Origin of the sequence: Sulfuricurvum sp., assembly GCF_031427015.1 — a bacterium.
GTDB lineage: Bacteria > Campylobacterota > Campylobacteria > Campylobacterales > Sulfurimonadaceae > Sulfuricurvum.
Map to the genome: position 1 here is coordinate 1 of NZ_JASJOW010000002.1, position 26,300 is coordinate 26,300.

A 26,300-nucleotide genomic window follows, 5' to 3' on the forward strand; every position below is an offset into this window, starting at 1 on the left:
TCATCAGCGTTTGTGGACGGGAATTATAGGGGAAAAGATGAAAGAAGTCAAGAGGATTTTAGGCAAAGTGGCAAAATATAGCAAAAAGTTTTTCGTTTTTATTTCACTCTTCTAAAATTGTAACATTTCTACCCATTTTTTCTCTCTAAAAAGCTTTTTTTATATCTAATTTCAAATGAACGGTTAATCAAACTCTTGTATAATCACTTTCATAAAATCCCTTATAAGGAAAAAGCTATGGCTTTATATGATCGCGAATACGCACGAGAAGGTGCTTTTGGTTACGAAAGCGCGCACAAAAGTGAAGCGCAGATCGTTTCGTTTGTTAAAGATACCTATAAATTGTTTGCCGCTTCAATGTTGGCAGGCGGGGTAGGTGCTTATGTCGGTATGCCGTTCGCCGGTATCGTTGCAGCAAATTACTGGTGGATCGCTATCCCTTGGATGCTCTTTGGAATGTTTGGTCTTCAAATGATCAAAAACAAACCGGGTGTTAATATGATCGGATTGTTTGCGTTTACGTTTGCAAGCGGTGTTATCATCACTCCGTTGCTTAGTCATATCCTCGGAATGGCAGGCGGAGCAACCATCGTCGGAAATGCGTTTTTCATGACGGCAGCGTTGTTCGGCGGTCTTAGTTTCTTTGCGATTAAAAGTTCTAAAGACTTTACAACGTGGACGAAACCGATTATGATCGCTTTCTTTATTATTTTGGCAGTCTCACTGATCAACGTATTTTTCTTGAAAAGCCCGATCCTTTATGTAGCGATTCAAGCAATTTTCTTGCTCGTTATCAGTGTAATGGTTTTGATCGATACGCAAAACGTTATCAACGGTGCCTATGAAACACCGATGGACGGCGCAATCGCTTTGTATCTCGATTTCTTTAATCTTTTCGTTACGATGCTTCAACTCTTCGGTATTTTTGGAAACAATGACGAATAATTCTCTTCCTCCCGAACTCTTTCGGGTGGTCGATGCCAATCTTAACCGTCTTAAAGAGGGTATCCGTGTGATTGAGGATATAGCGCGCTATGTTCACAATGACAAGGAACTCGCCACTTCACTTAAAAATCTCCGCCATCTTTGCCGCATTGAACCGATCGAAGCACTCCTTGCCTCCCGCGACAGTGTGAATGATGTACTCCGTCCGAGTATGCAAAGTGAAATGAACCGTACGGATCTGCGTTCCATCTTAATAGCAAATTACAAAAGAGCTCAGGAGTCTTCCAGAGTATTGGAAGAACTCTATAAGATAGTAGATCCCGCATTGAGTGAGCAATTCAAACACATTCGTTACGAACTCTATACATTAGAGAAGAAAAACCTTTTAGACTCCAACGAGAGTCGTTGAAATTTCAAAAGATCGCTATTGTCGGAGCAGGCCCTGCCGGATTAATAGCCGCGGATGTTTTATCGGCAGCAGGAATAGATGTCGATGTTTTCGAAGCGAAACCTTCCGTAGGTCGAAAATTTCTCACGGCAGGCAAAGGGGGATTAAACATTACCCACAGTGAGCCTATGGATGATTTTATACGCCGCTATGATCATAGCGAGTGGCTGAAGCCCATGATAGAGGCCTTTGATCCTAATGCCATTCGGGTGTGGATGGAAAGTTTAGGGGTGGATTCGTTCATCGGGACATCGGGAAGAGTTTTCCCTACCGAGATGAAAGCGGCTCCGCTGCTACGCCGCTGGCTCTCTTCTTTGAAAAAGCGGGGGGTTCGCGTCCATTGCCGCCATTATTGGAAGGGTTTTAGTGATGAGGGAGATTTACGCTTTGCAACGGCAGAGGGTGAAAAGAACGTGGCTTTTGACGCCACGATTTTAGCTCTAGGGGGGGGAAGCTGGGCAAGTCTCGGCTCAGACGGTGCGTGGGTGAGCGTTTTGGCGGAGAAGAAAGTGAAAATAAACCCTTTACTACCCTCAAACTGCGGATTTAAAGCGACATGGTCTGCGTTTATACAACCCCATTTAGGGAAACCGTTAAAAAATATATCGGGCTGGGTGGGAAATCACAAAGATCACATCAGCTCCTCCGAAGCCGTTTTAACAACGTATGGGATCGAGGGGGGATTGGTTTATGCCCTCTCCCGTCCGCTTCGAGAGGAGATCATAACACAGGGGTCGGCAACACTTTATTTAGACCTTTTGCCCCATATCCATGAAAATACCTTAATACCACGGCTTACCTCATCAGGAAAACAATCGCGTGACAACCTATGGCGTAAAGCGGGTTTAGAAGGTGTTAAATCCGCACTCATTCGTGAGACATTGCCGAAAGAGAAATGGGATGATCCCATTGCTGTTGCTCGATACGTGAAGAGCTACCCTATCTTACTTACCGCCATGCAGCCAATCGATGAAGCGATCAGTACTTCCGGCGGAGTAATGCGTGAAGCAATGGATGAGGATCTTATGCTGCACGCCCTGCCAAATGTATTTTGTGCAGGGGAGATGCTCGATTGGGATGCGCCAACGGGGGGATATTTATTAACCGCCTCTTTTGCAAGCGGAGTATTTGCGGCAAACGGGGTCTTGAAAAAAGTTAGAGCAAGTAGAACGGACTAGATCAATGCCGACATTCGTCACCGACACAATGATGCTCATGTTCAACGTAATCATGTGAAAGATGAAGATTGGTACACGATCCAAGGAGTCCGTAGAGTTCCATTTCCGCTCCGGTAACATGACGAACTACATTCCCTTCTGCATCGATAAAAACAAACATTTCGTATTTATGCTCATTCTTTTTAATATGCTGCGAAAAAATAACGTAGTCCGCTTTTTTGAGTTCAGGGAAATGTTCACATGTAGCAATAAACTTTTGACATTTTTTATCTATTTTTTTGATTTCCAGAAACTCTGACTGAATCGCATCGCGAAGTACCGGCATAAGGTTCGGCATAACCTCTTTTAGATTATCATACTTTTCGATCCCTAACATAAGACGCTCCTCATTTGGAATTCTACTATTATGGATAGTATACCGCTTTGTGATCAAAAATACTTTTTATGAATAAGTTACGAAGTAATAAACACCACCTCAAATTCAAGATAATCCAGTGGATAGGTTTCCATCAGCCGTTTCGTCTGCGAAAAATCGAGAACCCGTCTTCCGCCGCTTACCCCGCTCCGTTTGATATAGCGGAACATTTCCCGTACCGAATCAAACTCTAACGTAGTATGAAGAACTTCAAAATGGGCATCAACATATTTCTCTGCAATAGCTATCACTTCATCACTGGAACGTAACAGCGGAGTAACCCCTGCGCACTCGTGTAAGGTTTTAAAGGTACCTGCAGTGAAGATCGCCAATGACATCGGGGTGTTGAGCGAGGCGAGAGACTCTATAACGCGATCCAAATCCTCCGCCCACTGTAATGCCGACGCAGAGTAGATGCGATCAAATCGCTCCTCTTTCAATCCCTCAAATAATAACGGATCGTTGAAATTTCCCAATAATAATTCGACATTGGAATCTTTAGGGTGATGTTCTAACATTTGCTCTGAAAAATCGACACCGACGAAACGTTCAATCTTCCAATCGATCAACGAGAAGAGGGTTCCGTTTCCGCACCCCAAATCCAAAATACGGCGTGGATGAGTCTCGGTGGAAGTAATCAGTTTTTTAGCAACGAGCCGCTGAATGACATTACGACTGCCGTACTCCGCCGCATAGCGGGAAAACTCATGGCACGCATTGCTCATCGGCGGTTAATGACCAATGCGATAATAAAGATAACCAAGAGGCACAAGACGATTGCCGCACCGCTAGGAAGAGAGAAAAGATACGAAGCGCTCAGTCCGATCACCACAGAGATAAGGGCGATAGCGATGGAGAGAAGCGTTGTCGGATAAAATCCCATTCCGAATCGGATTGCGGCAACGGGAGGGATCACCATCAGTGCCCCGATAAGAAGTGTCCCAACCACCCGAATAGAGAGGGCGATAATAACGGCGATGACACTGACGAGCATATAGTTGAGAATCGTAACACGGATTCCACCGGCACGAGCGACATCCTCATCAAACGCTATGAAATAGAGTTCTTTGAAAAACGCGAGCAATAATGCCATCGCTAACGAGCCGAAAATCCCCATCACCCATAAATCCTGAACACTTACCGAGAGGATCGAGCCGAAAAGATAGCTAAAAAGAGAGGCATTAAACGATCCCGCCATAGAGACAATAACAATCGCCAGTGCGAGGGAGCCTGAGAGAAAAATAGCGAGTACCGAATCCGAATACATTCCGTGAACACTGCGCAAATATTCAATCATCCATGAAGCTAATAATGAAGCCAAGACCGCCATCCACAAAGGGCTCATTCCAAACAAAAGTCCCACTGAAACCCCGACTAAAGAGACGTGAGCAAGAGTTTCACTCAATAATGAGTACCGGCGAAGAACGATAAATGAACCGCTCAAAGAAGCAAGAATAGCAATCATCAATCCTGCGGCAAAGGCACGCTGCATAAAGGGGTAATCAAATATCTCTAGCATAACAGACCCCCTTTCAATGGTTATGACACACGACGTGCGCCGGTGTGCCGTAGAGTCGGCTCATCTCGTCACATCGAGTCATTTCGGCAGGATTTTGAGAAACCAGCAGCGTTTGATTCACAAACAAGACACGGGTAATATCCTCCGCAATCACCCCGATATCATGGGTAATAAAAAGGATAGACATTTTTTTAGTACGGTTGAGGGTACGAAGTAACTCATAAAAACGGTGTTGGGATTCAACATCAACCCCCGTATTGGGCTCATCAACAATCAAAATATCGGGGTTGGAAGCAAGTGCGCGGGCGATCATCACCCTCTGACGCTGACCCCCCGAAAGATTCCCGATCAAACGGTCGGATAAATCAGAGACCCCCATCAACTCCATCGCTTCATTGATCGCAGTTTTATCTTCGTTAGATTCAAATTTTAAAACACCCCGTTTAGCGTAACATCCCATCCCGACCACTTCACGCACCGTAGCGGGAAATGAACCATCTACAAGGGCGGAGCGTTGAGGGACGTAACCGATACGGTTCCAATCACGAAATCGCTGTTGAGGGACACCGAAAAGTTTGATTGTACCTGAAGTCGGTTTTTCAAGACCGAGCAAAAGACGAACAAGGGTCGTTTTCCCCCCGCCGTTGGGACCAATAATGGCACAATACTCACCCGGTAAAATTTTAAACGTTGCGTTTTTGAGAACCAAGTTCCCCTGCCGCTCAAAGTTGAGAGAGTTCACTTCAAAAAGGCTGGGGAAAAACTTCAACGGCACTCCATCGCTTCTCGTAATTTTTTCAGATTCTCTCGCATAAGTGAGAGATAGGTTTGATGTGATTTTAACTCATCTTCACTGATATTTTCCAGCGGTTGAAGCGATACTGCCCTCGCCCCTGTCTCACGGGCAATCGTTTGAGAAACGTTATCGTTGACCAACTCTTCAAAGAAAATCGTTTTCATCCCGTGCTCTTTCACCACTTCGACCACATGAGCGACCGTTTGTGCGCTCGGCTGCTCATCGCTTGAGAGACCGATAACCGAAACATTTTCAAGTTTGTTCGAATGTGCCAAATATCCGAAAGCATCGTGATTGGAGACGAGTGTACGGTTTTTACATTCGCCAAGTCCGGAAACGTATTCGGACTTGAGTTTTTGCAGCTCAGCAATATAAGCCGAACTATTCTTATGAAATTGCTCTGCTTTACCCGGGAGAAGTTTTGAGAACTCCGTATCCATCGTTTGGGTTATTTTGATCATATTATCGATATCCAACCAATAATGAGGATCATAGGCCCCATGATGATGAGAATCATCCGCTTCGTGATGCTCTGTTTCGTGCACATCTGCGTGTTCTTCTTCGTCATGATGATCTTCTTCGCTTTTTTGCAAAGCTACATACCGGCTCATATCTATAATCTGTGTCGTTTTTGGGAGGACATTTTTCAAATTTTCGGCCCATGTCTCGAATCCTGCACCGTTATAGATAAACAATGCCGCACTTGAAATCTCTGCAACCTTAGTCGGATTAGGTGAAAACATATGGGCATCGCTTCCTAGCGGGACGATTGAACGGACATCAATCTCGTTTCCGCCAACGGCATTAGCCGATTCCAAAAGGGCAAAAGTACTTACGGAAACGATTGGTTTCACTTCTGCTTTGTTTTCATTATCCCCAGACTGAGGTGCAAAAAAGGCAATCACCGCAATCACCGCTATAATAATAGTTCCGAAAAGTAATAACCGCTTTGTATCCATAATTCAGCTTCCTTATATAAAGTTTGGATACCATTCTAATGCAACTAAGTTGCAATAAACCTTAAAATTTTAAGAAGTCTTATCAAAATGACCTTTGAAGAAAAAATTACCCTTAACGGATTTCGTCTAACGGCTCCGCGAAAAAAAATTCTCTCTATCCTTACAAACCAAAAACAGCCGATCAGTTTTGAAGAATACAGTGCACTTGATCCGCTTATCGACAAAAGTACCTTTTACCGAACGATGCAGTCATTTGAGCAAGCTCATATCATTAACGGCATTGAGTCCGATGAGGGAAAACGGTATTTTGAGTTGAATGAAACCATTCATCCCCATTTTATCTGCCAACACTGCCACGCTATTACGTGTCTTAATCCATTACCGCTTATTTCACTGGAAGGCTATCACGTCGAATCGATCATTTTCAAAGGAAAATGCCCTGTATGCTCCGATTCTTAATCCTTCTTTCTACATGGTTCTCCCTCAGTTACGGATGTTTAGCCTGCAGTTACGGAGATATCAAAGTCCTCACCCATCTCTATCTTAATGTCGAAAAAAATACGCTAACCTCAGTCGATGTGGAATGGACCCTTGACCCGATGTTTTCACAGATGGTGCTGGGTGATTTCGATCTGAATCGTAATCGAAAGTTTGAAAACTCAGAAAGGTATGAAGTTTATAAAGCCATAGAACAAATGAAGGAAGTAGGCTTTTTTATCCGTCCGACTCTCAATAACCGTAAAGTTTGGCTCAAAGAGCTCAAGGACTTTACCGTTAGACTGGAAAAAGGGCTAATCATCTACCGATTCAATATCCCTCTCAATGAACCGATCAAGCAATCGTTGCATCTGCGGATCGCCTACGATGCCAAAGCAGCTTACAACAACGGAATCATTTATCATTTAAATAATAAAAATGTTTATGTAACGCCGGAAAAATCGGTACGTTTGAGTACAAAGCTAACCGTACCGAAACCATCCAAAGGCTCTGACGCTCTTTTGGATATTTATCTCTCTCCCCGTACCCTAGCCCTCGGCTCTGCACTCGGAGGGATGAACCAAAATGACGAAAACAAAGATTTCAGCCAAAGCCTCCGTACCCTCACCGAAAAAATACACGGTGCCCTGCTCGCGACTCAAGAACACCCCAGTCTCCATACCGTCGGTGCAATTTTATTCTTTTCCCTCCTCTATGGAATTCTTCACGCAGCGGGGCCGGGTCATGGCAAAACGTTAGTCGCAAGTTATTTCACTACCAATGAGCGGAGCTATTCACGCGGTATTGCTATCGCGCTGCTGATAGCGTTAACCCATGTTATCAGTGCATTCACGCTGACCCTCATCCTCTATTGGTTTATTCACACGATGTTCTCGCAAACCATCAGTGACGTATCGCTTTATGCCACTAAAGCCAGTGGAGCTATTATCCTCTTCATCGCCCTTTATTTAATCCGCCAAAAATGGCTCTACTACCGCCTTAAACCTAAAACGATGACATTCAGCATAACATCACCTCATGTAAGCAGCTGCGGATGTCATAGTTGTAAAACTACCGCCAATTCTACTGATCTCTTATTGATTCTCGGAGCGGGAATCGTCCCTTGCCCCGGGACAATCATCGTCTTTTTATTTGCCATCTCGATGGGGATGTTAACACTCGGTGCACTCAGCGCACTTATTATGAGTTTGGGGATGGGATTTACGATTGCTCTTACTGCGGCATTGGGGACGGCTTTACGGAAAAAGAGCACTGCCTATGGCGAAAAAGCTCTCAAAATTATCGATATTCTAGGGGTAGCGATAATGTTTTCAGTCGGTATACTCTTACTCCTAGCGGCTTAAATATCCCTCACGAAAAAAGATAATAATACGCTACCGACGAAACAACGATAGCAAAGACAAAAGCAATTTTTCTTTTTTGGGTACATTTAGAACACACACGCTCTCCCTCTATTTTTGAATGGCGTATTTTAACCTTAATCTCTTTAAAAGCCGGCTTCATTCGCCTCTTAACTACACTATGCTATAATCGCGAACTTTTTTAAAAATCAAGGATTAACATGACAGGTATACTGCTCATCGTGCAGATCGTTTTGGTCGTTATGATCACCATTGCGGTACTGCTCCAAAAAAGCTCAAGCATCGGCTTGGGAGCCTACAGCGGTTCAAATGAATCGGTTTTCGGGGCAAAAGGGCCGGGAACCTTTTTGGCTAAAGTAACTTTTTTCCTCGGATTCGTTTTTGTTGTTAACACAATTGCATTAGGCTATTTCTATGCACAGCAAAAAAATGCATCGGTTGTCGATTCTATGGTTGAAACGACCGAAGTTGCGGCACCGACGATCAATATCGTAAACGATACCAACACTACAAAATAAGACGAAGGGGAATTTCATGCTAAACGAAGTGTACCAATTTTGTGAAGAAAAAATGCAAGGAAGCTGTGACCATCTGCAAAGCAACTTCCGCACACTCCGCACCGGACGTGTTACCACTAAAATTTTAGATAATGTTCGTGTAGACAGCTACGGTTCAATGGTTCCACTCGATCAAGCGGCCAGCGTTCTTGCTACCGATGCAACCACCATCACCATCTCTCCATGGGATAAATCGATGCTCTCTCTCATCGAAAAAGCGATCCAAAAAGCCGATATCGGCGTCAATCCGAATAATAACGGAACCGATATCAAACTTTTCTTCCCTCCGATGACGGTAGAACAGCGTCAAGAAACGGCAAAGAAAGCAAAGGGGATGGCCGAAGATGCGAAAGTCGGCGTCCGCAATGACCGTAAAAAAGCAAATGATAAAATCAAAGTGCTCGAAAAAGATAAATTGGTAACGGCCGATGAATCGAAAATTGCCCAAGAGAAAGTTCAAAAAATTACCGATAAATATATTTCAAAAGTCGAAGAGTTGCTCAAAAGCAAAGAGCAAGATATCCTAACGGTATAACCATGGATATTAAATCAATCTATATGAACGCCAATGCCATGTTAGAAGGGCATTTCAAACTCAGTTCAGGAAACCACTCTCAGTACTATCTCCAATCGGCGAAAGTGCTCGAAGATCCTAAAACGGCAAAACTCCTTGCCGATGCGTTAGCGCTTAAAATCCAAGAAAACGGTATCAAAATCGATACCGTATGTGCTCCGGCGCTGGGTGGTTTGATTGCAGGATTCGCCCTCGCGACTGCACTCGATAAGCGTTCGATTTTTGCAGAGCGTGTCAACGGTGAGATGCAGATTCGTCGGGGATTTGAGATCACTCCGGGAGAGAAAGTCCTCATTTGTGAAGACATCATCACTACCGGCGGTTCAGCAATGGAAGCTGCACGTGCCATTGAAGCACTCGGCGGTATCGTCGTCGGTTTCGCCGCACTCGCTAACCGCGGTTTTTGTAAACGTGAGGAGAGTGCGTTGGAGCGTAAAGCCAACTGTGCGCTTCCGAGCGATAAACCTCTTTTTGCCCTCGCTGATTTCGACTTCGAGATGTATGCACCGGAGAACTGTCCGTTATGTGCCGACGGATCTGAGGCTATTAAACCGGGTTCACGAGGAAATTAATGTCCGCAAATCCTGATAATTTCAAACTCTCTATGGAGCACCTCCAGAGGGTGCAACGAACCCTTCGTAAAGCGGGGAATATTTTCCCGAACGAAAAAGAGCTCGTCGCAACACTGGAAGATTTGATTATCAAAGCCCAAGACGATACGGCACTTAATACTTACTACCATATGGCGCAGTATCTCAAACAGCGTCTTAAAGAGCTGAAAAACAATCTTTCACAGCCTCTTGAAGCGGTCGATATGGCACTCGAAGATTTAGAGTGGTCAATCCGCTATCTTCAGTGGCTAGTAACCGAACAACCTAAAAAATCATAACTCACAGGTAAGCGCTTCGGAAACGAGGCGTGATGCGACCTCTTTTTTCCCATCAATCGTAATGGAGATAGGGAGTCCGCGCAATTCCCGTTTTTCTTCCAAACTTACTACTTTGACGACCAATTTGACCTCCGGAGCGTAGCGGAGTATCGTTTCGCAGATTAATCTCTTTTTCTCTAGGTTGTCCAGAGTAATGATGACGCTCACTGAATCTTTCGCGCAAAGCTTATCCAAAATGGCTGTTTTCGACATATCCCCGAAGTAGATCTCTTGCCCATCTTTTAATGCCTCTTCGACGTGCTTATAGCTGTTATCCGCGACAACATAGTCCACCCCCTCGGCGCGCAAAGCTTTCGCCACAAACTTACCGACAACACCGTATCCGCACACAATGATATGATTTTTACGCCCCGGAAGCATCGCAAACGTCTCGGTCACACTGACATCTTTGAAAAAATAGCTGCTGATTTTCGTCAAGGAGCTCAGAATAAACGGCGTTATCACAATGGAAAGAACCACGACTAACACCAAAAGTTTGGAAATCTGTTCAGGGATCAGATTATGATTTCCGGCTAAAGCAAAAATAGCAAATGAAAATTCCCCCACCTGTGCCAATGCAATAGCCGTTTTAAAAGCGATTTTAGCCTGTGAGTAGATTCGGATCACGCCGAAAATGACGATAGCTTTAACTACTAAAACAGCACTAAGGATTGCCAGAATATCGAAAAAATGGGTGACAAAAAGCCCCAAATCGATTTTCATACCGACGGTGACAAAAAATGTCCCCAACAACAAATCTTTAAACGGTGCGATATCCGATTCGACTTTATGATGATAACGGGTCTCGGCAATGATCATCCCCGCGACAAATGCCCCAAGCGAATAAGTAAAGCCTGCATAGGACGCGAGCAGTGACGACGCAACGACGATGACCAAAACCGAACCCATAAAGAGCTCGTCTACTTCACTCGAAGAGGAGAAATGGAGCATCCACGTCATTACCCGCTTACCGATAATAAATAAAAGACCGATAATGACCACGGCACTTATCGCGGTTTGGGCGAGAACTTCACTGATATTTTCACCATCGGAGCTCAAAAATCCGATCAAAAGTAAAATCGGAATGACGGCGATATCTTGGAAAATCAAAATGCCGGTTGATTTTTGACCGTAAGGGCGGGCAATCTCTTTGGTCGATTTAAGAAAGCTCAAAACGACCGCAGTCGAAGAGAGCGATAACGCCATAGCAATAATCAAAGCCGTTTCTAATGAAATCGCAAGGACTCCGTACGCAATGTAAAAAAAGATAACCGCAGATAGGAGAACTTGAAGCGAGCCGTTGAAAAAGACATCGGTTTTCATCGTTGAGAGGCGTTGCAGCGAGACTTCAAGCCCTATTGTGAACATTAAAAATACGACTCCGAATTCGGCAATCATCTCTAATGTATGCGAATCGGCCATGTGACGTAAATCGAAAGCATACGCTACCGTGACGCCGGTGAGGATGTATCCGATAATTTGGGAAATCCCGAATCGCTTTAAAATTAGATTAACAACGATAGAGAATCCTAGAGCTATCGTGACGTAATATAGAGCAGATTCCATTAATTTCCATTTTTCAAACGTTTTTATAAGTCTTAAAAGTATATAATACGTTCCTTAAGAAGAGCGGCAATTTGTCCGACGTTTTGGATCATCACGACCCATTTAACCCCATCGTAAAAACGCTAAGAGCTAAGGAATGATTCAATGACAAAATATATTTTTGTAACCGGCGGAGTTCTGAGTTCACTCGGAAAAGGGATTACGGCAGCCAGCATCGGCGCACTCCTCAAACACTCCGGCAAACAAGTCGGTATGCTCAAAATCGATCCCTACATCAACGTCGATCCGGGAACTATGAGCCCACTGGAACACGGTGAAGTTTTCGTTACCAAAGACGGCGCGGAGACCGATCTCGACATCGGAAACTACGAGCGTTTTCTCGACACATCTTTTTTACGTACCAGCAACTTTACAACCGGTCAAGTTTACAGTTCGGTCATTGAACGTGAACGCAGCGGCGGTTATTTGGGTCAAACGATTCAAGTCGTTCCTCACATCGTCGGCGAAATCGTCGATCGTATCAAAAAAGCGGGTGAAGGGCATGAGATCCTCGTGGTCGAGCTTGGCGGTACCGTCGGAGATATCGAAGGGCTTCCATTTATGGAGGCGATCCGGACAATGAAACACGATGACGAGGTTGAGGGGACATTTTTTATCCACGTAACCCTCATCCCGTTCATCAAAGCCGCCGGTGAGCACAAAAGCAAACCGACCCAGCACTCGGTTCAAGAGCTTCGCCGTATCGGTATCACTCCACAAATGATTATCGCCCGTAGTGAAGAAAAACTCCCGAAAACCTTTAAAAAGAAACTCGCGTTAGCGTGTGACGTCAGCTCCGACAGTATCATCGAGGCGATGGATGAACAGACCATTTACGCCGTACCGCTCAGCTTTTTACAGCAAAATATTCTTGCTCCAATCAGCAAAGAGCTGGGGTTGGGTGAACTCAAACCCGATATGGAACAATGGGATTCCTTGGTCAAAAAAATCGTCTCTCCAAAATACCATGTCACCATCGGTTTTGTCGGTAAATATCTAGAACTTAAAGAGTCGTACAAATCACTGATCGAAGCGCTCATCCACTCGGGGGCACATCTCGATACCCGTGTCGCTATCCACTGGGTTGACTCTGAGAAGATCGAAACGCAAGGGGCGGAAGTACTTTTACGTGACTGTGATTCGGTTCTTGTTGCAGGCGGATTCGGTAATCGCGGCGTTGAGGGGAAAATTCAGGCAATCCGCTATGCCCGTGAAAACAAAATTCCGTATTTGGGAATTTGTTTGGGAATGCAGCTCTCCATCGTCGAGTATGCCCGTAATGTCCTCGGTTATGAGGATGCCAACTCGATCGAGTTTAACCCGACGACAACCCATCCAATGATCTATTTGATCGATAATTTTATCGACCAATCAGGTGAAACGCAGTTGCGTACCCATCACTCACCTATGGGGGGAACGCTCCGCTTGGGTGAATACCCGTGCGAGACGAAAGAAGGCTCAAACCTCCGTGCGGCCTACAACAACGAACCGCTTATCCATGAGCGTCATCGTCACCGCTATGAAGCCAATCCTACTTACCGCGCGGCACTTGAAGCTGCAGGGATGCTCGTAACGGGAGAGTCGCACGGACTTATCGAAGCGGTGGAGATTCCAACTCATCCGTGGTTTTTAGGGGTACAGTTCCATCCTGAATTCACTTCACGCCTCCAAAGCCCGAATGCTTCAATCCTCGGCTTTGTAAAAGCAACCTTTACCCATGCCAACCCTGCCTGAGGTACCTCTTCTCGACCATAATACACTGGGAGATTTTTTAGCGCGCCGATTTGAGGCGCAAAGTGAAAAACTCTCCGATATTCCCCATCCAACCCTACTCAAAGATGCTAAAAAAGGTTCCGAAAGGCTTGCCCGAGCTATTCGCAACAATGAACGTATTGCTCTCGTAGGAGATTATGATGTAGACGGGGTCACCTCCACCGCCATCGTCAAACGGTTTTTCGACCTCATCCCCTATCCCCTCATCACTACTATCCCGAACCGATTTACCGACGGCTACGGCGTCTCTAAAAATGTTTTGGAAAGACTCGATGCGGACGTCATCTTTACCGTCGATAACGGGATCAACGCGATTGAAGCCGCAGAGGTGTGTAAGAGCAGAGGGATTGATCTGATCATCACCGATCACCATACCCCTGCAGATATACTGCCCGATGCCTATGCGATCATCAACCCCAAACAACTCGACTGCCCCTATCCGTTCAAAGATATTTGCGGCGCACAGGTCGGATGGCTCCTTATGGGACTGCTTAAACAAGAACTTGGTCTCACCATCGATATGCGCCAATTTTTCCCCTTTTTGGCGCTTGCGGTTATCGCCGATGTGATGCCTCTGGTGGGGATCAACCGTGCTATAGTTAAAACGGGACTGGAGATGATGAGCCGCTCATCTCTCTCTCCGTTTGTGATGATTCGCGATTTTCTAAACCGCTCCGCTATCTCCTCCGAAGATGTCGCTTTTCAAATCGCCCCTCGCATCAACTCCGCAGGTCGGCTCGAAGACGCCTCCATTGCCCTCGATTTTTTACTGGCCGATACCTCCGAGAAGGCATACCATCAGTTTGAGCTTCTTACCTCCCTAAATACGTTGCGTAAAGAGACTGAGGCGCAAACAACGGCAGAAGCGATGATTCGCGTCCATACCGAAGATACAATCATCGTTGTCGCCGGCGAGCACTGGAATGAAGGGGTTGTCGGGATTGTCGCTTCACGTCTTGTGAGCCATTTTCAAAAACCCGCCATTGTTCTGAGTCTCCATAACGGTATTGCCAAAGGGTCCGGTCGAAGTATCGGGAACGTTGATCTCTACACCCTTATCAAATCCCAAGAGCACCTCTTAGCCAAATTCGGCGGACATAAAATGGCAGCGGGTTTATCCATGAATGCGGAGAATGTGGAAATATTTCGTAGGGAAATTAACAAAATCGCAAAAAATGTCAATCCTACTGACTTTATCCCCCTTAATGATATTGTCGGAGAGTTAGAGCATGAGATGATCAACTTTCAACTCCTTGAACTTTTAGAGAGATTCGAGCCTTACGGTGAAGGGAACCCCCGTCCGAGATTTTTAATCCGCAATGCCGATGTAATAACGGTGAAACTTTTCGGAAGCGACCAATCGCATAGCCGTATTGAACTGCGACCTTCACACATCAGCCAAAAAACGTTGGAGCTCATCGCGTTTCGGCGGGTATTAGAGTGTCCCGAGGATAAAAAAATCTCGTGTAGCTATACCGTTAATAAAAATGAGTGGAACGGTCGTGTCTCCCTCCAGCTTATGATAGAGCGTCTCTTTTGAACTGCCGTCTTTTCTTTAGTCTCCTCCCTCTCCTCTTTGTCGGGTGTGATGTTCCGAACAAACCGTTACCCTATCCGCTAACCATTAGTGAAGAAGGTCTCGGTGCACTCCATGCCGACACCCCATTTAATCAGGTAAATACAACGCTTAGCGGATTTGAGTTTGAGAAATTGAGCCAAGTTTCTCCCGACAAACCCGAAATGATTTTTCAAATGAAACGGGGGAAACATATATTGGCGCACATCGTCTCCGATTCTTCCGGTAAAAAAATAGCCTCCATCCACATACTTTCACCTCTTATTAAAAACAAAGAGAGGCTGGGACTCGGCGATTGCCTCCCTTCAAATGAAACGACTATTTGTACTGAAGATCTGTGTCACCGCCAAAATGAGCCCTCTCTTAACTACCGAATCGATCCAAATCAACGAACAATTCGCGAAATCACGTATCAAAAGCTATAATACGACATGGACACATTTTTTATTGAATTTCGCGATCCCCTTTTCGGTATCGTCGTCTTTTTTATCCTCCTTTTCATCCTCTCTTTTTTAAGTTATTGGTGGGGGCGGTATAAAAGTGCACGTGAACATCGCGATCTCGAATCTTTTTTAGGAAAATTCGAATCGATCGGTGAGGGTGAAAAACTGACCGAGCAGGTACAAACGAATTCCCTAAGCAGCGAATCGTGGCTGTTATTAGCACAAAGTTTCGAGCATCAGGGAAATTACGAAAAGAGTGTGGAGATTTATCACGCCCTCCTCGCCAAAAACCGTGATCCTATTTTTCAAAAGGATGCTCTATTACTGCTCGGGAAAAGTTTTTTCAAAGCCGGCTTTTTAGAGCGTTCCCGCCAAACATTCCTACAGATTTTGCACAATGCACCCCGAACGCCTCAGGCACTACACTTTTTAGTGCTTATATATGAGCAACTTCAGCAATACGATAAAGCACTTGAAGTGATGGAATCGCTCCAAGAACTCTCCCCCGATACGCTCAGCGAAAAACTCTATCTCGAATGTCGTATCCTCATAGGAGACCATCAAATCGACCTAGATGAAAAAGCCGATCGATTGATAAAAATTTATCAGACCCAGCGTCGCCTCGGATACATGATTTATGAGTGGCTTTTCACTTACCGCCCGATGCTTGCATGGAAACATTACGATCAATCTCTAAGTACGCGCCTAAGTGATATTTTATGGCGACTCAGAGATGAAAATCTCGATTTGGCTATAATTTCAAGTAACACCTACCTGCGCGAACTCTTTAGCGCAAAAGGGTCAATAGAGTTGGCAGAGGGGAGTTCGGTTTTCGAACTCGATACCCTGATAGCTCTGCGACGCTGCGGTGCGAATAAAGCCACATTGCAGTTTGAATACACGTGTGAAGAGTGTAACGTGATCTCGTTTTTGCCGTTTCACCGCTGCCCTCAATGCCATGCGATTGATTCGGTGCACAGTATTATGAATCTTTCAAAGGAACGGTTTGAAGAAAATAACTCTCTTCAGTGACGGCTCGGCTCTCGGAAATCCGGGACCCGGAGGATTCGGAGCGATTCTACGCTACGGAGATAAAGAGCGAATCATCCGCGGCGGGGAAGCGCATACGACCAACAATCGGATGGAACTTCTCGGAGTGATCGAAGGGCTAAGAGCGATCAAAGAGCCGTGCGAAGTAACCGTTATCTCCGATTCGAGCTATGTGATTCGAGGGATCAACGAATGGTTGGAGGGGTGGATTAAACGCAACTTCGCCAAAGTCAAAAATCCCGACCTCTGGCAAGAATATATCCGGGTATCCGCACCCCACCGTATTGAGGGGGTTTGGGTACGGGGACATAACGGTCACATCGAAAATGAACAATGTGACCAAATCGCCCGCGAAGAGGCAGAAAAACAAAAAAATGGTTAAGAAAATAGCGCGGTAACTGCGCGTGGGCTTTCCGCCGAGGAAAACTCAGCGTTAGCGTAGGATTGGGGGCTTTGCTCTCGATCCGTGTTAAAATAATGAAAGCAGAAAAATTTAAAGAAGGACTAAATAACAAATGAATGACTTAGAAGCCCTGCAAGAACGTTTAGGGTACACCTTTCAAAACAAAGAGCTCCTTATTGAAGCGCTGACGCATAAAAGCTACAAACAGCCCTACAATAATGAGCGACTTGAGTTTTTGGGAGATGCGGTACTCGATTTGATCGTCGGAGAATACCTTTATAAAAAATTTCGCGGCTTTGATGAGGGAAAACTCTCTAAAATGCGTGCCTCACTCGTCAATGAAGGGGGATTTACCTCTTTAGCCACCTATCTGAACTTGGGGGAATATATCTATCTCTCCAATGCGGAAGAGAACAACAGCGGCCGTACTAAAAGCTCGCTCCTCTCCAATGCTTTTGAGGCCCTGATGGGGGCAATGTATCTCGAAACCGGCTTGGGTAAAGTACAAGGGATTACAATCTCTCTACTTGAACATGTTCATCCCGATATTTCTCTCGACTCCCTCTTTAAAGACTATAAAACCTCTCTCCAAGAGCTGACCCAAGCCCACTACGGCACAACCCCCGAATATCAACTCATCGCCGCACATGGGCCGGATCATAAAAAAGAGTTTGAAGTCGCCGTCATCATCGACGGCAAACGGTATGCCTCCGCTCAGGGAAAAAGTAAAAAACAAGCGCAGCAAGAAGCGGCACAAATTGCACTTGGAATGCTATCAAAGGAACTTAAATGAACCGATTTGGAGAGCGTTTTAGTATAACAACCTTCGGTGAATCCCACGGTAGAGCAATCGGTTGTGTTCTCGACGGTGTCCCTGCGGGACTGGTGATCGATGAAGCGTATATCCAAAGCGAACTGGATCGCCGAAAACCGGGACAAAACGAATTTGCCACCGCCCGAAAAGAGGAAGACAAAGTCGAAATTCTCAGCGGTACCTTCGAGGGACTTAGCACCGGAACTCCGATAACCCTAGTCATTTACAATACTGACCAAAAAAGCGGCGATTACTCTAATGTCAAAGATATCTTCCGACCGGGTCATGCCGATTTTACCTATTTTCACAAATACGGTCTTCGCGACTATCGCGGGGGCGGGAGATCAAGTGCACGTGAAACGGCGGCACGTGTCGCAGGGGGCGCGGTAGCGAAACTGATGCTAGCCCAACTCGGCATTAGTGTTCAAAGCGGCATCAGTGCTATTCACGGTATCGAAGCCCAAACGCTCGATTTTAATTATCCGAAAAGCAGCCCCATTTATGCTCTCGATAAAAACGTTGAAGAGGCTCAAAAAGCGGCTATATTGGACGCTAAAAATGCTCATGATTCCGTCGGCGGTGTCGCAACACTCAAAATAAACGGTCTCCCTGTCGGATTGGGTGAAGGGCTCTATTACAAACTCGATGCGGTACTCGCTGAAGCGATGATGGGGATCAATGCCGTTAAAGCGGTCGAAATCGGAGAGGGCGTTCATAGCGCCGCACTGCTCGCCAGCCAAAACAACGATTCCATCACCCCTAAAGGATTTAAGACCAATCATGCCGGAGGAATCCTCGGCGGAATGAGCAACGGAGATGACGTAGTGTTACGTATCCATTTCAAACCGACCCCTTCGATCTTTATCGATCAGGAGAGTGTCAACACGGATAATGAGAGCGTCCATGTCTCACTTAAAGGGAGACATGATCCATGCGTCGCTATACGCGGTTCGGTTGTTGCTGAATCGATGGCGGCACTCGTTATTGCCGATATGGTGCTCCTTAATATGGGAAGTACGATGAACGGCATTAAGAACTACTACACTTAAGATTACTTTTGCTACCATAGAGAATTCCTATAAAAAGGGTTCTTTGTGATGAGTCCAGCTCAAAACTGCTACCTCCTCGATACTTCCGTTATCCTAGATGATCCCACCAACATTTTACGAATCAGTGACGAGAACCAAAACGGTATCGTTATCACTAATATCGTTTTAGCCGAGCTTAATAGCAAAAAAGATGATATGCGCTCTGAAGCAGGATTTCAGGCACGTGAGTTTTTTCGTCTCGCCGATGCGGCGTGGGGGGAACCTATCAGCTTTATAGAACTTCCCGAATGTGTCCGAAAACATGTTGATGTAGATGCGTGTAAAAATGACCGTTACTACCGATTAGCCCTCAATTATGATCGCTCCTTGCATGGAGGAGAGGCAAATCTTATTGATCTCTTTATCGTTCATCGTGAAAACTATCGGGTTTCTCACAATTTCTCCGAACCCAAAGGGATCAATGACGCCAAAATCGCTGAAATTGCCGATGACTATGATCTAACGCTCCTCAGTAACGATATGTCGTTTCGTATCGCCGCAGAGATTCGGGGGATTCAAACCCAAAGCATTCGCAACAGCAGTGTTGAGGCACCGGAACAAATCGATTTCTCTTACAGCTATGAGTACGAAGAGACCCCTTCGATTCCTACCGAAGCACAACATCACAATTTCGATCAAATCACTTTTATCCAAAAAGCACTCAGTACCTCATCGGAGATGTATGAGACGGGTATACAGCGTCATGCATTTTGCTTTAATAATCAAATCGAATGGTGTGACTTTGACCGCCGTTTCGGAGAACATTTTAACGAAGAACTCGTACGGCCTCTCAATGTGGAGCAAAAATTCTATTATGCCATGATGACCCATCCTCAGAACTACGTTACTGTCGTCTCAGGTTCCACCGGATCAGGGAAAACCCTCGTTGCACTCCAAGCGGGATTGGAACTGGTGGATGAGGGGATTGTTGAGGGGATTGTTTATGCCCGTAATACCGTCACCTCTAATGATCAACAGGCTGAACTCGGATTTCGAAAAGGGGATGAGGAACAAAAGCTCGGCTTTTTTATGTATCCGCTCTACTCGGCCGTCAACTTTACGATTGAACACCAAAGCAAACGCTCCATTGATGCACGGGTAGAGTTTACGGGCAATACCAACTCCGTCAAAAGAGAAAATGCCACTGAAGTGTTTATGAAAAAATACAATATCGAAGTAATGGACATCGCCCATATGCGCGGAACAACGATTTCACGCAAATTTGTCATTATTGATGAAGCCCAAAATATGACCAATGCCACCCTAAAGCTCATCGGAACCCGTATGGGGGATGAGACACGCCTCGTCGTTATGGGAGATCCGGGACAAATCGACCATCCGTTCCTCTCCAAACGGCGCAATGCTCTTGTAAGCTTGCTCAACAAAGCACAGCATAATAACTTTATTGCGGGGATTCAACTGCGCCATACGATTCGCTCTCAAGTTGCGGATTGGTTTGATAAAAATTTTTAGCAGTATCCACTTCGATACTGCTTCTCTTCACTTTTTCATATAACTTTCTCCCTACTCTTTCTTTTTTTCATAGCTATTCAAAAAATGACGTTAAAAAAAATATTTTAATCATAAAATATAATAAATAATACTACTTTATAATTATTTTAAGTTTATTTTATTACCATTACGAAAACCAACGCAATTGGTTATTTAAAATGGAGTATCGTATGAAAAAATTGGTTCTTGCTGGACTATTTAGTGCCGTATTGATGGCAAATGAAAGTGGCGTTTATGTCGGAGGCGATATCAGTAAAGTAAAAGAGGAATACAAAACCTCAACTGAAACTTCTACCAATAAGAGTACGGCTTATGCCCTTAATTTAGGCTACTATTTCGATGCAAATACTCGTGCTTATACATTTTATCAATACATCGGTAAAGGCGATTTTGATCAATCGACCGATGCTTATGGCGTAGGATGTGATTATCTTTTTGGTAATTCTTCATTCAAGCCGTTTGTGGGTGCAATTGTCGCGTATTCTGTTTATAAAGACGGAGACTATACACAAGATGGACTTGCATATGGAGGGCGAATGGGGGTTAATTATAAAATCAATCCAAATGTCTCATTGGATGCCGGGTATCGCTATCTCTTCTCTGATGCTAAAACATCTATAGATGAAACAACATACTTTCAAGGCTTTTTTGCAGGTATAAACTACAAATTCTAATTCAAAAAATCTGTTCATGGCTCGACATACCCAAAGGGTGTGTGAGCTCGCACGAACGGAAAGATATTTAAATCGGTAATACGCGGATTTTCTGTGAAAGTTTTTCTTTGAGTGTCGCTTCAATAGCGTACAACGTCCCCGTACTTGAACTCGCACAGCCGTTACACGCGCCTAAATAACGGATATAGACATCGATATAATCAGGAGAGTCCTTGATATCGATAACTTCCATATTTCCGCCGTCCATAATCAAAAACTGACGAATCGATTCATCCACAACGCTGTCAATCGCTTTGATTTTCTGTACCAACGTCATCGCTTCGAAATCACCGTGACTTCCCGCATCTGCCGCATTACGCATTTTCTCTTGATCCATCTCCGCACGAACATCCGCCAAAATATCGACAAGATAGTACTCACGCGCTTCATGCCCGCCGGGCTTGATACAGGATTTACAGAAACCGCCCGCTTTGGTGTAATCGGTCACTTGTTCGATGGTTTTAAGATCATTGAGCTTGATCACTTCACGAAGTGTCCCGAGGCTAACGCGGGCACATTCGCACACGATAATCTCATCTTCAAAGCTCGATTCATCAACACCGAGATAAAGACCCGCCGCTTTTTTAATAACGTCGTACGCCATAACCGAACAGTGCATTTTTTGCGGCGGAACGGCCGGCGTTTCAGGATCATCACGGAGTGATTTTTCAACATCGATATTGGTGATCTTAACCGCTTCTTGAACCGTTTTACCGATACAAAGCTCCGCCATCATATCCGAACTCGCGATCGCCGTACCGCATCCGAAACTTTTAAATTTTGATTTGACGATCGTATCGCTTGCGGGATCGACTTCCCAATACAAACGAACTGCGTCTCCACAGCTCTCCGCCCCGAAATCGGCAACGATCAGTTTGTGTCCTGCCGCATCGCACTCCTCTTGAGTGATCTCCCCTTGATTGTTAGGGTTGTTCATCAATGTCGTTACTTTGTTGGAATACTGATCCCAAAGAGATCCGCCCAATAAATCATTTTTTGCCATAATAGAATCCTTTAGTGATGTATTCCACACTCAGCAGCTTCGCCGCCGGGAGTGGGTTGGACAATTGCGTACGAGCTTGAGATAGCACGTAATCTTGAAACAGCGCTGCTGAAACGTTCAATGACGTAATCAACCTCTTCATCTGTCGTAAAACGGCTGAGGCTCAAACGAATTCCCGTATGAGCTAACTCATTGTCGGCACCGATGGCTAGCATAACCGTATTTGCTTCGAGATCTTCCGACGCACAGGCTGAACCGGTAGAGGCACCGATAAGGGCATTATTTAAATCCCATAACATCCCCTCACCCTCAACCCCGCGAATGGAGATCAAAATGGTATTCGGCGTACGGTTCTCACGATTTCCGACCACCATTACATCCTCTAGCTGAGAAAGAAGCGCATCTTCCAATCGATCACGTTTAGCTCGGATAGAGGCCATTTTTTCAGCGATATTCTCGGTTGCGAGCTCAATTGCTTTTCCCATCCCTACAATGTAAGGGACATTGAGGGTACCGGATCGGCGCCCCCCCATATGTTCTCCCCCGTGCAATAGCGGCGTAAGCTCTTCGGAGTTACGGATATATAAGGCTCCAATCCCTTTAGGGCCGTGGAATTTATGGGCGGACATTGATAAGAAATCAACATGAACCTCTTGCATATTCACAGGAATCTTGCCGACCGCCTGAACACCATCGCTGTGGAAAAGAACCCCTTTTTCTTTACAGATTTCACCGATCTCTTTGATCGGGAAAATCATTCCCGTTTCGTTGTTCGCCCACATTACGGAAACAAGTGCCGTTTTTTCAGTGATAAAACTGCGTAACGTATGCGCTTCAACAATCCCCTGATCGTTGACCGGAAGGTAAGTTACCTTGACCCCTTGCTCTTCGAGAAATTTACAGGTTGAGAGGACAGAGGGGTGTTCGATTTCGGTCGTAACAATATGGTTTTTATCGCCGTTAAGAATTTTATCTACCCACACCGATTTAAGTACCCAGTTGTTCGACTCCGTAGCACATGAGGTGAAGATGATGTCATCTTTGTCGCTTGCATTAATCGCTTTATACATTTGATTAATCGCTTTCGTGATCGCGGGATGGGAAGCGGTTCCGAAACGGTGCAGAGAGTTCGGGTTACCGTAAATCTCACTAAAAAACGGAATCATCGCTTCGGTAACGGCAGGATCAACCATCGTTGTTGCGTTGTTGTCCAAATAGACTTGCATTGTAAGCTCCTGTCATAGGTTTCTAATAAAAGACTAATTTAGTCTTGTTTAACTTTTGGGATAATAGTGCAAACGATGTTATAGTAACCTTAAGTATTTTTTATGTTTAGAAACTCTTAAGCTGATGATAGAAAATACCCTCTCGCTGACGCTAAGCATATCCATAAAAATAAGTATTGTTTCAAATAATAGAGAAAAAGAGATAAAAGGGGGGTAAAAGAGAGAATATCTCCCGCAACGCGGGAGGAGGAAGGAGAAGTGCAATGGGTTAAAAAATTACCATTTCAATTCGGTAGTCAACATGTAAACATCTTTTGAGTTACCGTTATCAATACCGACTGAGTTTTCTTCATCAACAAATTTAGCAGTTCCGATGAAACTTACGTTTTTGTTATATTTGTACGCAAGTGCCGCGATTTTTTTAGTCCCTTCATACGAAACTGTTTTTACGCCAGCAGCTGTTTTGCTCTCTTTTTTGTAATCATCATAACGTCCGATGATAGTCCAATCCGTAAACGGACGAATCTCAGCATTGATTGAGAACAAATCGTACTCAGAATCGGTACCTGTGGCAAGACGAACATCATCTTCCGCTTTTACGTATTGTGCCGCAATCAAGAATGCAGGTTGGTTATAAACGGCATGTACCCCGTAAAATGTACGATCGTATTCTGATGAATCACCGATTGACGCATTGTTATCTTTATGGTTATGTGAGACCAATCCCATCGTTGAGATATTCAAATACGTATCTTTTGTACGGTCGTTTTTACCGATTTTCTCACCGCTGCCGATCAAGTGACCCGTCAAACGCCATTCAACAGAGAGACGTGAATCGTTCTCTTGGTTTGCCGCAACTTTATCGGCATGGTACCCTTCACCGTTGAAAATACCGATTTCAGAACTGAACATATCCGTTTTGGTTTTGAAATTTACCCCGAAATCCGCAGAGTTCACAAGGTCAACACCCGCTTCCGTAGCCGTTGCTTTTTCTTCTAACGCAACTTTATTAAACGAGCGATAATGCCATGCATTGTGCTCTTCGTAATCGATCCATGGGCGGTGAACGATACCCATCTCAACACCGGTATACGGAAGAACTTTATCCAAATAGAGGTACGCGTATTTTACGAAAACATCCGCATAACCGCCCCCTTGTGAAGTTTTTTGTTCTTCACCGGCATCAACACCCGGGCTACTTGCCAATTCTTTTGTCGTATCCAATGTTACACGTGCATAGTCTTTATCGTTGAAATACGCTTTAACTTGAACGTAGTTACGGCGCATTTCAAAACCGGATGAACGCCCTTTTGTAGAACTTTTGGTTTCCGGCTCAGCTGTTGTAAATCCGAGGTAGTGCGTACCGCTGAATTCAAGGCTTTTTGCTTTAGATTTCACGTTTACGTATTTAGACATTTTATCTTGATATTCAGAACCTTTTGATTCGATATCACGAAGCTGCATATCAACTTCTTTTGCACTTACGAAGTCACCCATCTCCACACGGCCTTCGCCCGGAGTCGTATAAACCTGTCCTGTTTTAGGATCACTATAGAGGGTCAACGCATCGGCTGATGCAACGCCACTGATCATCGCCGCAGCAAGGGCAGATAATGCAACTTTTTTCATAAGAATCACTCCTGTTTTTTAATGGTGTCATTGTAGAGAAGTTTGATTACGTGATTGTTACATTACACAGGGGTTACGAGAGGGTTAACAGAGGTAAATCAGGGTGATTAAACACGAGCCCGAACGCATACGCAAGGACGAACCCGTAAAACTTAAGGAATTGAAGGAGAAGAGAGAATACGTGCCACAAGGGCACCTTTAAACATACCGTATATGCTTAAAGGTACCCACCCAAAAAGGGTGGAAAGAGAAAGTTATTTATTCTCAGCCCAGTATTCGCGAACAAGGTTTGTTGTTTCAACCGGAAGAGGGATGTAGCCGAGTTTTTCAGCCGCTTTGTCACCGTTTTTGAACGCGTAATCAAAGAATTTGATAACTTGTGCGTTAGTTTCAGCCGTCTCTTTCGGTAAAAGGATATACGTAGCCGCTACGATCGGGTAAGCAGTATCCCCTTTTTGTGAGACCAATGAACCGTAGAAGTGTTCAGACTTTTTCCATGATGCTTGTTTAACCGCTGACATAAAATTTGCTTTAGTTGCACTCACCCATTTACCGCTAGCCGTTTGCAATGTTGCCGCAGAGAGATTATTTTTCTCTTTGTAAGCGTTTTCGATGTATCCGATAGAATAAGGAGTTTGTTTGATGAGATTGGTTACCCCCTCATTCCCTTTTCCGCCGACACCGACAGCCCAACCGATCGCTTTACCGATACCGAATTTACTTTTCCACTCTTTAGAAGAGTCACTCAAAAAGTCTGTAAATACATAGGTCGTACCAGATCCGTCTGAACGGTGCGCTACGATGATTTTTTGTGCCGGAAGATTGAGACCTGCATTATCCGCTACGATAGCCGGATCATTCCACATTGTAATACGCCCAGCAAAAATGTCCGCAACAACACTATTTTTAAGTTTTAGTTTTTCATCCGCAATACCCGGAAGGTTGTGTGCTACAACGATAGACCCGATAACGGCAGGAAACTGAGTTAATTTTGCTTTATCCAACTCTTTCGGAGTCATCGGAGCATCCGTTGCACCAAAGTTTACAACACGCTCAGAGATTTGTTTAATACCGCCGCCTGAACCGATAGCTTGATAGTTAACACGTGTTTGTGTCGCTTTTTGGTAGTTATATGCCCAGTCATAATAACAAGGAGCCGGGAATGTTGCCCCCGCACCGTTAATTTTATCCGCAGCGATCATAGAGGTTGCCGCGATTGCCGCGATCACCAAACCTTTTGTAGCTTTCTTTAGCATAATGGAATCCTTTTGGAATTTTTGATGGCGG

At 44.9% G+C, this 26,300-nt stretch carries 28 protein-coding genes; 18 read left to right on the forward strand and 10 right to left on the reverse strand.

Going from position 1 to position 26,300, the window contains the following annotated elements:
• Positions 1 to 237: 237 nt before the first annotated feature.
• From RMO68_RS02335 to RMO68_RS02345, 3 genes are read left to right on the forward strand one after another with little or no spacing between them, the layout of a single operon-like run.
• A complete protein-coding gene (locus RMO68_RS02335) occupies positions 238 to 945 on the forward strand; it encodes a Bax inhibitor-1/YccA family protein (protein WP_310439106.1) in 708 nt (235 codons plus the stop codon).
• Positions 935 to 1,354, forward strand: a complete 420-nt coding sequence (locus tag RMO68_RS02340; RefSeq protein ID WP_310439107.1) for a thiamine-phosphate pyrophosphorylase — start codon at positions 935 to 937, stop codon at positions 1,352 to 1,354. Before RMO68_RS02335 ends, RMO68_RS02340 begins: the two co-directional genes overlap by 11 nt.
• On the forward strand, positions 1,351 to 2,571 hold the full coding sequence (locus RMO68_RS02345; protein WP_310439108.1) for a TIGR03862 family flavoprotein: 1,221 nt from the start codon (positions 1,351 to 1,353) through the stop codon (positions 2,569 to 2,571). Before RMO68_RS02340 ends, RMO68_RS02345 begins: the two co-directional genes overlap by 4 nt.
• 1 nt (position 2,572) lies before the next feature.
• Here RMO68_RS02345 and RMO68_RS02350 read toward each other — a convergent pair whose 3' ends face one another.
• The 5 genes from RMO68_RS02350 to RMO68_RS02370 all read right to left on the reverse strand — a co-directional run bounded on the left by RMO68_RS02350 (position 2,573) and on the right by RMO68_RS02370 (position 6,260).
• Positions 2,573 to 2,947 (reverse strand): hypothetical protein, encoded by a 375-nt coding sequence (locus RMO68_RS02350; protein WP_310439109.1) that lies wholly within the window; start codon positions 2,945 to 2,947, stop codon positions 2,573 to 2,575.
• 77 nt (positions 2,948 to 3,024) lie between these two features.
• Positions 3,025 to 3,711, reverse strand: a complete 687-nt coding sequence (locus tag RMO68_RS02355; protein WP_310439110.1) for a methyltransferase domain-containing protein — start codon at positions 3,709 to 3,711, stop codon at positions 3,025 to 3,027.
• Positions 3,708 to 4,505 carry a metal ABC transporter permease gene (locus RMO68_RS02360; RefSeq protein WP_310439111.1) on the reverse strand — a complete coding sequence of 266 codons (798 nt, stop codon included), beginning with the start codon at positions 4,503 to 4,505 and terminating at the stop codon, positions 3,708 to 3,710. Before RMO68_RS02360 ends, RMO68_RS02355 begins: the two co-directional genes overlap by 4 nt.
• A 13-nt stretch (positions 4,506 to 4,518) precedes the next feature.
• Complete coding sequence (locus RMO68_RS02365) at positions 4,519 to 5,280, reverse strand: metal ABC transporter ATP-binding protein (protein WP_310439112.1); 762 nt, start codon at positions 5,278 to 5,280, stop codon at positions 4,519 to 4,521.
• A complete protein-coding gene (locus RMO68_RS02370) occupies positions 5,271 to 6,260 on the reverse strand; it encodes a metal ABC transporter solute-binding protein, Zn/Mn family (RefSeq protein ID WP_310439113.1) in 990 nt (329 codons plus the stop codon). The genes RMO68_RS02365 and RMO68_RS02370 overlap by 10 nt, the downstream gene beginning before the upstream one ends.
• 87 nt (positions 6,261 to 6,347) lie before the next feature.
• Here RMO68_RS02370 and RMO68_RS02375 point away from each other — a divergent pair, with 87 nt between their 5' ends.
• The 6 genes from RMO68_RS02375 to RMO68_RS02400 all read left to right on the forward strand — a co-directional run bounded on the left by RMO68_RS02375 (position 6,348) and on the right by RMO68_RS02400 (position 10,139).
• A complete protein-coding gene (locus RMO68_RS02375) occupies positions 6,348 to 6,719 on the forward strand; it encodes a Fur family transcriptional regulator (RefSeq protein ID WP_310439114.1) in 372 nt (123 codons plus the stop codon).
• Complete coding sequence (locus RMO68_RS02380) at positions 6,704 to 8,101, forward strand: DUF1007 family protein (protein WP_310439115.1); 1,398 nt, start codon at positions 6,704 to 6,706, stop codon at positions 8,099 to 8,101. The genes RMO68_RS02375 and RMO68_RS02380 overlap by 16 nt, the downstream gene beginning before the upstream one ends.
• A 218-nt stretch (positions 8,102 to 8,319) precedes the next feature.
• Positions 8,320 to 8,637, forward strand: a complete 318-nt coding sequence (gene secG, locus RMO68_RS02385) for a preprotein translocase subunit SecG (RefSeq protein ID WP_310439116.1) — start codon at positions 8,320 to 8,322, stop codon at positions 8,635 to 8,637.
• 16 nt (positions 8,638 to 8,653) lie between these two features.
• Positions 8,654 to 9,211, forward strand: a complete 558-nt coding sequence (gene frr, locus RMO68_RS02390) for a ribosome recycling factor (RefSeq protein WP_310439117.1) — start codon at positions 8,654 to 8,656, stop codon at positions 9,209 to 9,211.
• A 2-nt stretch (positions 9,212 to 9,213) separates the two neighbouring features.
• Positions 9,214 to 9,822 (forward strand): orotate phosphoribosyltransferase, encoded by a 609-nt coding sequence (gene pyrE / locus RMO68_RS02395; protein ID WP_310439118.1) that lies wholly within the window; start codon positions 9,214 to 9,216, stop codon positions 9,820 to 9,822.
• A complete protein-coding gene (locus RMO68_RS02400; RefSeq protein ID WP_310439119.1) occupies positions 9,822 to 10,139 on the forward strand; it encodes a hypothetical protein in 318 nt (105 codons plus the stop codon). The genes pyrE and RMO68_RS02400 overlap by 1 nt, the downstream gene beginning before the upstream one ends.
• Here RMO68_RS02400 and RMO68_RS02405 read toward each other — a convergent pair.
• Positions 10,134 to 11,744 (reverse strand): cation:proton antiporter, encoded by a 1,611-nt coding sequence (locus tag RMO68_RS02405; RefSeq protein WP_310439120.1) that lies wholly within the window; start codon positions 11,742 to 11,744, stop codon positions 10,134 to 10,136. The two genes, RMO68_RS02400 and RMO68_RS02405, sit on opposite strands and share 6 nt — an antisense overlap.
• 144 nt (positions 11,745 to 11,888) lie before the next feature.
• On the opposite strand from RMO68_RS02405, the gene RMO68_RS02410 reads away from it, so the two are divergent.
• The 9 genes from RMO68_RS02410 (at position 11,889) to RMO68_RS02450 (ending at position 21,116) form a co-directional block, all read left to right on the forward strand.
• The gene (locus tag RMO68_RS02410; protein WP_310439121.1) at positions 11,889 to 13,517 is read left to right on the forward strand and encodes a CTP synthase; all 1,629 of its coding nucleotides are present in this window, start codon (positions 11,889 to 11,891) and stop codon (positions 13,515 to 13,517) included.
• Entirely contained in the window at positions 13,501 to 15,096 is a 1,596-nt protein-coding gene (gene recJ, locus RMO68_RS02415; RefSeq protein WP_310439122.1) for a single-stranded-DNA-specific exonuclease RecJ, read from the forward strand. Before RMO68_RS02410 ends, recJ begins: the two co-directional genes overlap by 17 nt.
• Entirely contained in the window at positions 15,093 to 15,557 is a 465-nt protein-coding gene (locus RMO68_RS02420; protein ID WP_310439123.1) for a hypothetical protein, read from the forward strand. Before recJ ends, RMO68_RS02420 begins: the two co-directional genes overlap by 4 nt.
• A gap of 6 nt (positions 15,558 to 15,563) precedes the next feature.
• A complete protein-coding gene (locus RMO68_RS02425) occupies positions 15,564 to 16,607 on the forward strand; it encodes a tetratricopeptide repeat protein (RefSeq protein WP_310439124.1) in 1,044 nt (347 codons plus the stop codon).
• Positions 16,582 to 17,007, forward strand: a complete 426-nt coding sequence (gene rnhA, locus RMO68_RS02430) for a ribonuclease HI (protein ID WP_310439125.1) — start codon at positions 16,582 to 16,584, stop codon at positions 17,005 to 17,007. The genes RMO68_RS02425 and rnhA overlap by 26 nt, the downstream gene beginning before the upstream one ends.
• 133 nt (positions 17,008 to 17,140) lie before the next feature.
• A complete protein-coding gene (gene rnc / locus RMO68_RS02435) occupies positions 17,141 to 17,821 on the forward strand; it encodes a ribonuclease III (RefSeq protein ID WP_310439126.1) in 681 nt (226 codons plus the stop codon).
• Positions 17,818 to 18,891: a chorismate synthase gene (gene aroC, locus RMO68_RS02440; protein WP_310439127.1), complete on the forward strand. Its 1,074-nt coding sequence runs from the start codon at positions 17,818 to 17,820 to the stop codon at positions 18,889 to 18,891. Before rnc ends, aroC begins: the two co-directional genes overlap by 4 nt.
• A 48-nt stretch (positions 18,892 to 18,939) precedes the next feature.
• Complete coding sequence (locus RMO68_RS02445; protein ID WP_310439658.1) at positions 18,940 to 20,403, forward strand: PhoH family protein; 1,464 nt, start codon at positions 18,940 to 18,942, stop codon at positions 20,401 to 20,403.
• A gap of 209 nt (positions 20,404 to 20,612) precedes the next feature.
• Positions 20,613 to 21,116, forward strand: coding sequence for an outer membrane beta-barrel protein (locus RMO68_RS02450; RefSeq protein WP_310439128.1), 504 nt, complete (start codon positions 20,613 to 20,615; stop codon positions 21,114 to 21,116).
• Between the two features lie 67 nt (positions 21,117 to 21,183).
• On the opposite strand, the gene RMO68_RS02455 is transcribed toward RMO68_RS02450, so the two are convergent.
• From RMO68_RS02455 to pstS, 4 genes are all read right to left on the reverse strand, one after another.
• The gene (locus tag RMO68_RS02455; RefSeq protein WP_310439129.1) at positions 21,184 to 22,158 is read right to left on the reverse strand and encodes an iron-sulfur cluster assembly scaffold protein; all 975 of its coding nucleotides are present in this window, start codon (positions 22,156 to 22,158) and stop codon (positions 21,184 to 21,186) included.
• An 11-nt stretch (positions 22,159 to 22,169) separates the two neighbouring features.
• Positions 22,170 to 23,384, reverse strand: coding sequence for a NifS family cysteine desulfurase (locus tag RMO68_RS02460; RefSeq protein ID WP_310439130.1), 1,215 nt, complete (start codon positions 23,382 to 23,384; stop codon positions 22,170 to 22,172).
• A 276-nt stretch (positions 23,385 to 23,660) separates the two neighbouring features.
• A complete protein-coding gene (locus RMO68_RS02465) occupies positions 23,661 to 25,013 on the reverse strand; it encodes a hypothetical protein (protein ID WP_310439131.1) in 1,353 nt (450 codons plus the stop codon).
• A gap of 254 nt (positions 25,014 to 25,267) precedes the next feature.
• A complete protein-coding gene (pstS, locus tag RMO68_RS02470) occupies positions 25,268 to 26,269 on the reverse strand; it encodes a phosphate ABC transporter substrate-binding protein PstS (RefSeq protein ID WP_310439132.1) in 1,002 nt (333 codons plus the stop codon).
• Positions 26,270 to 26,300 lie beyond the last annotated feature (31 nt).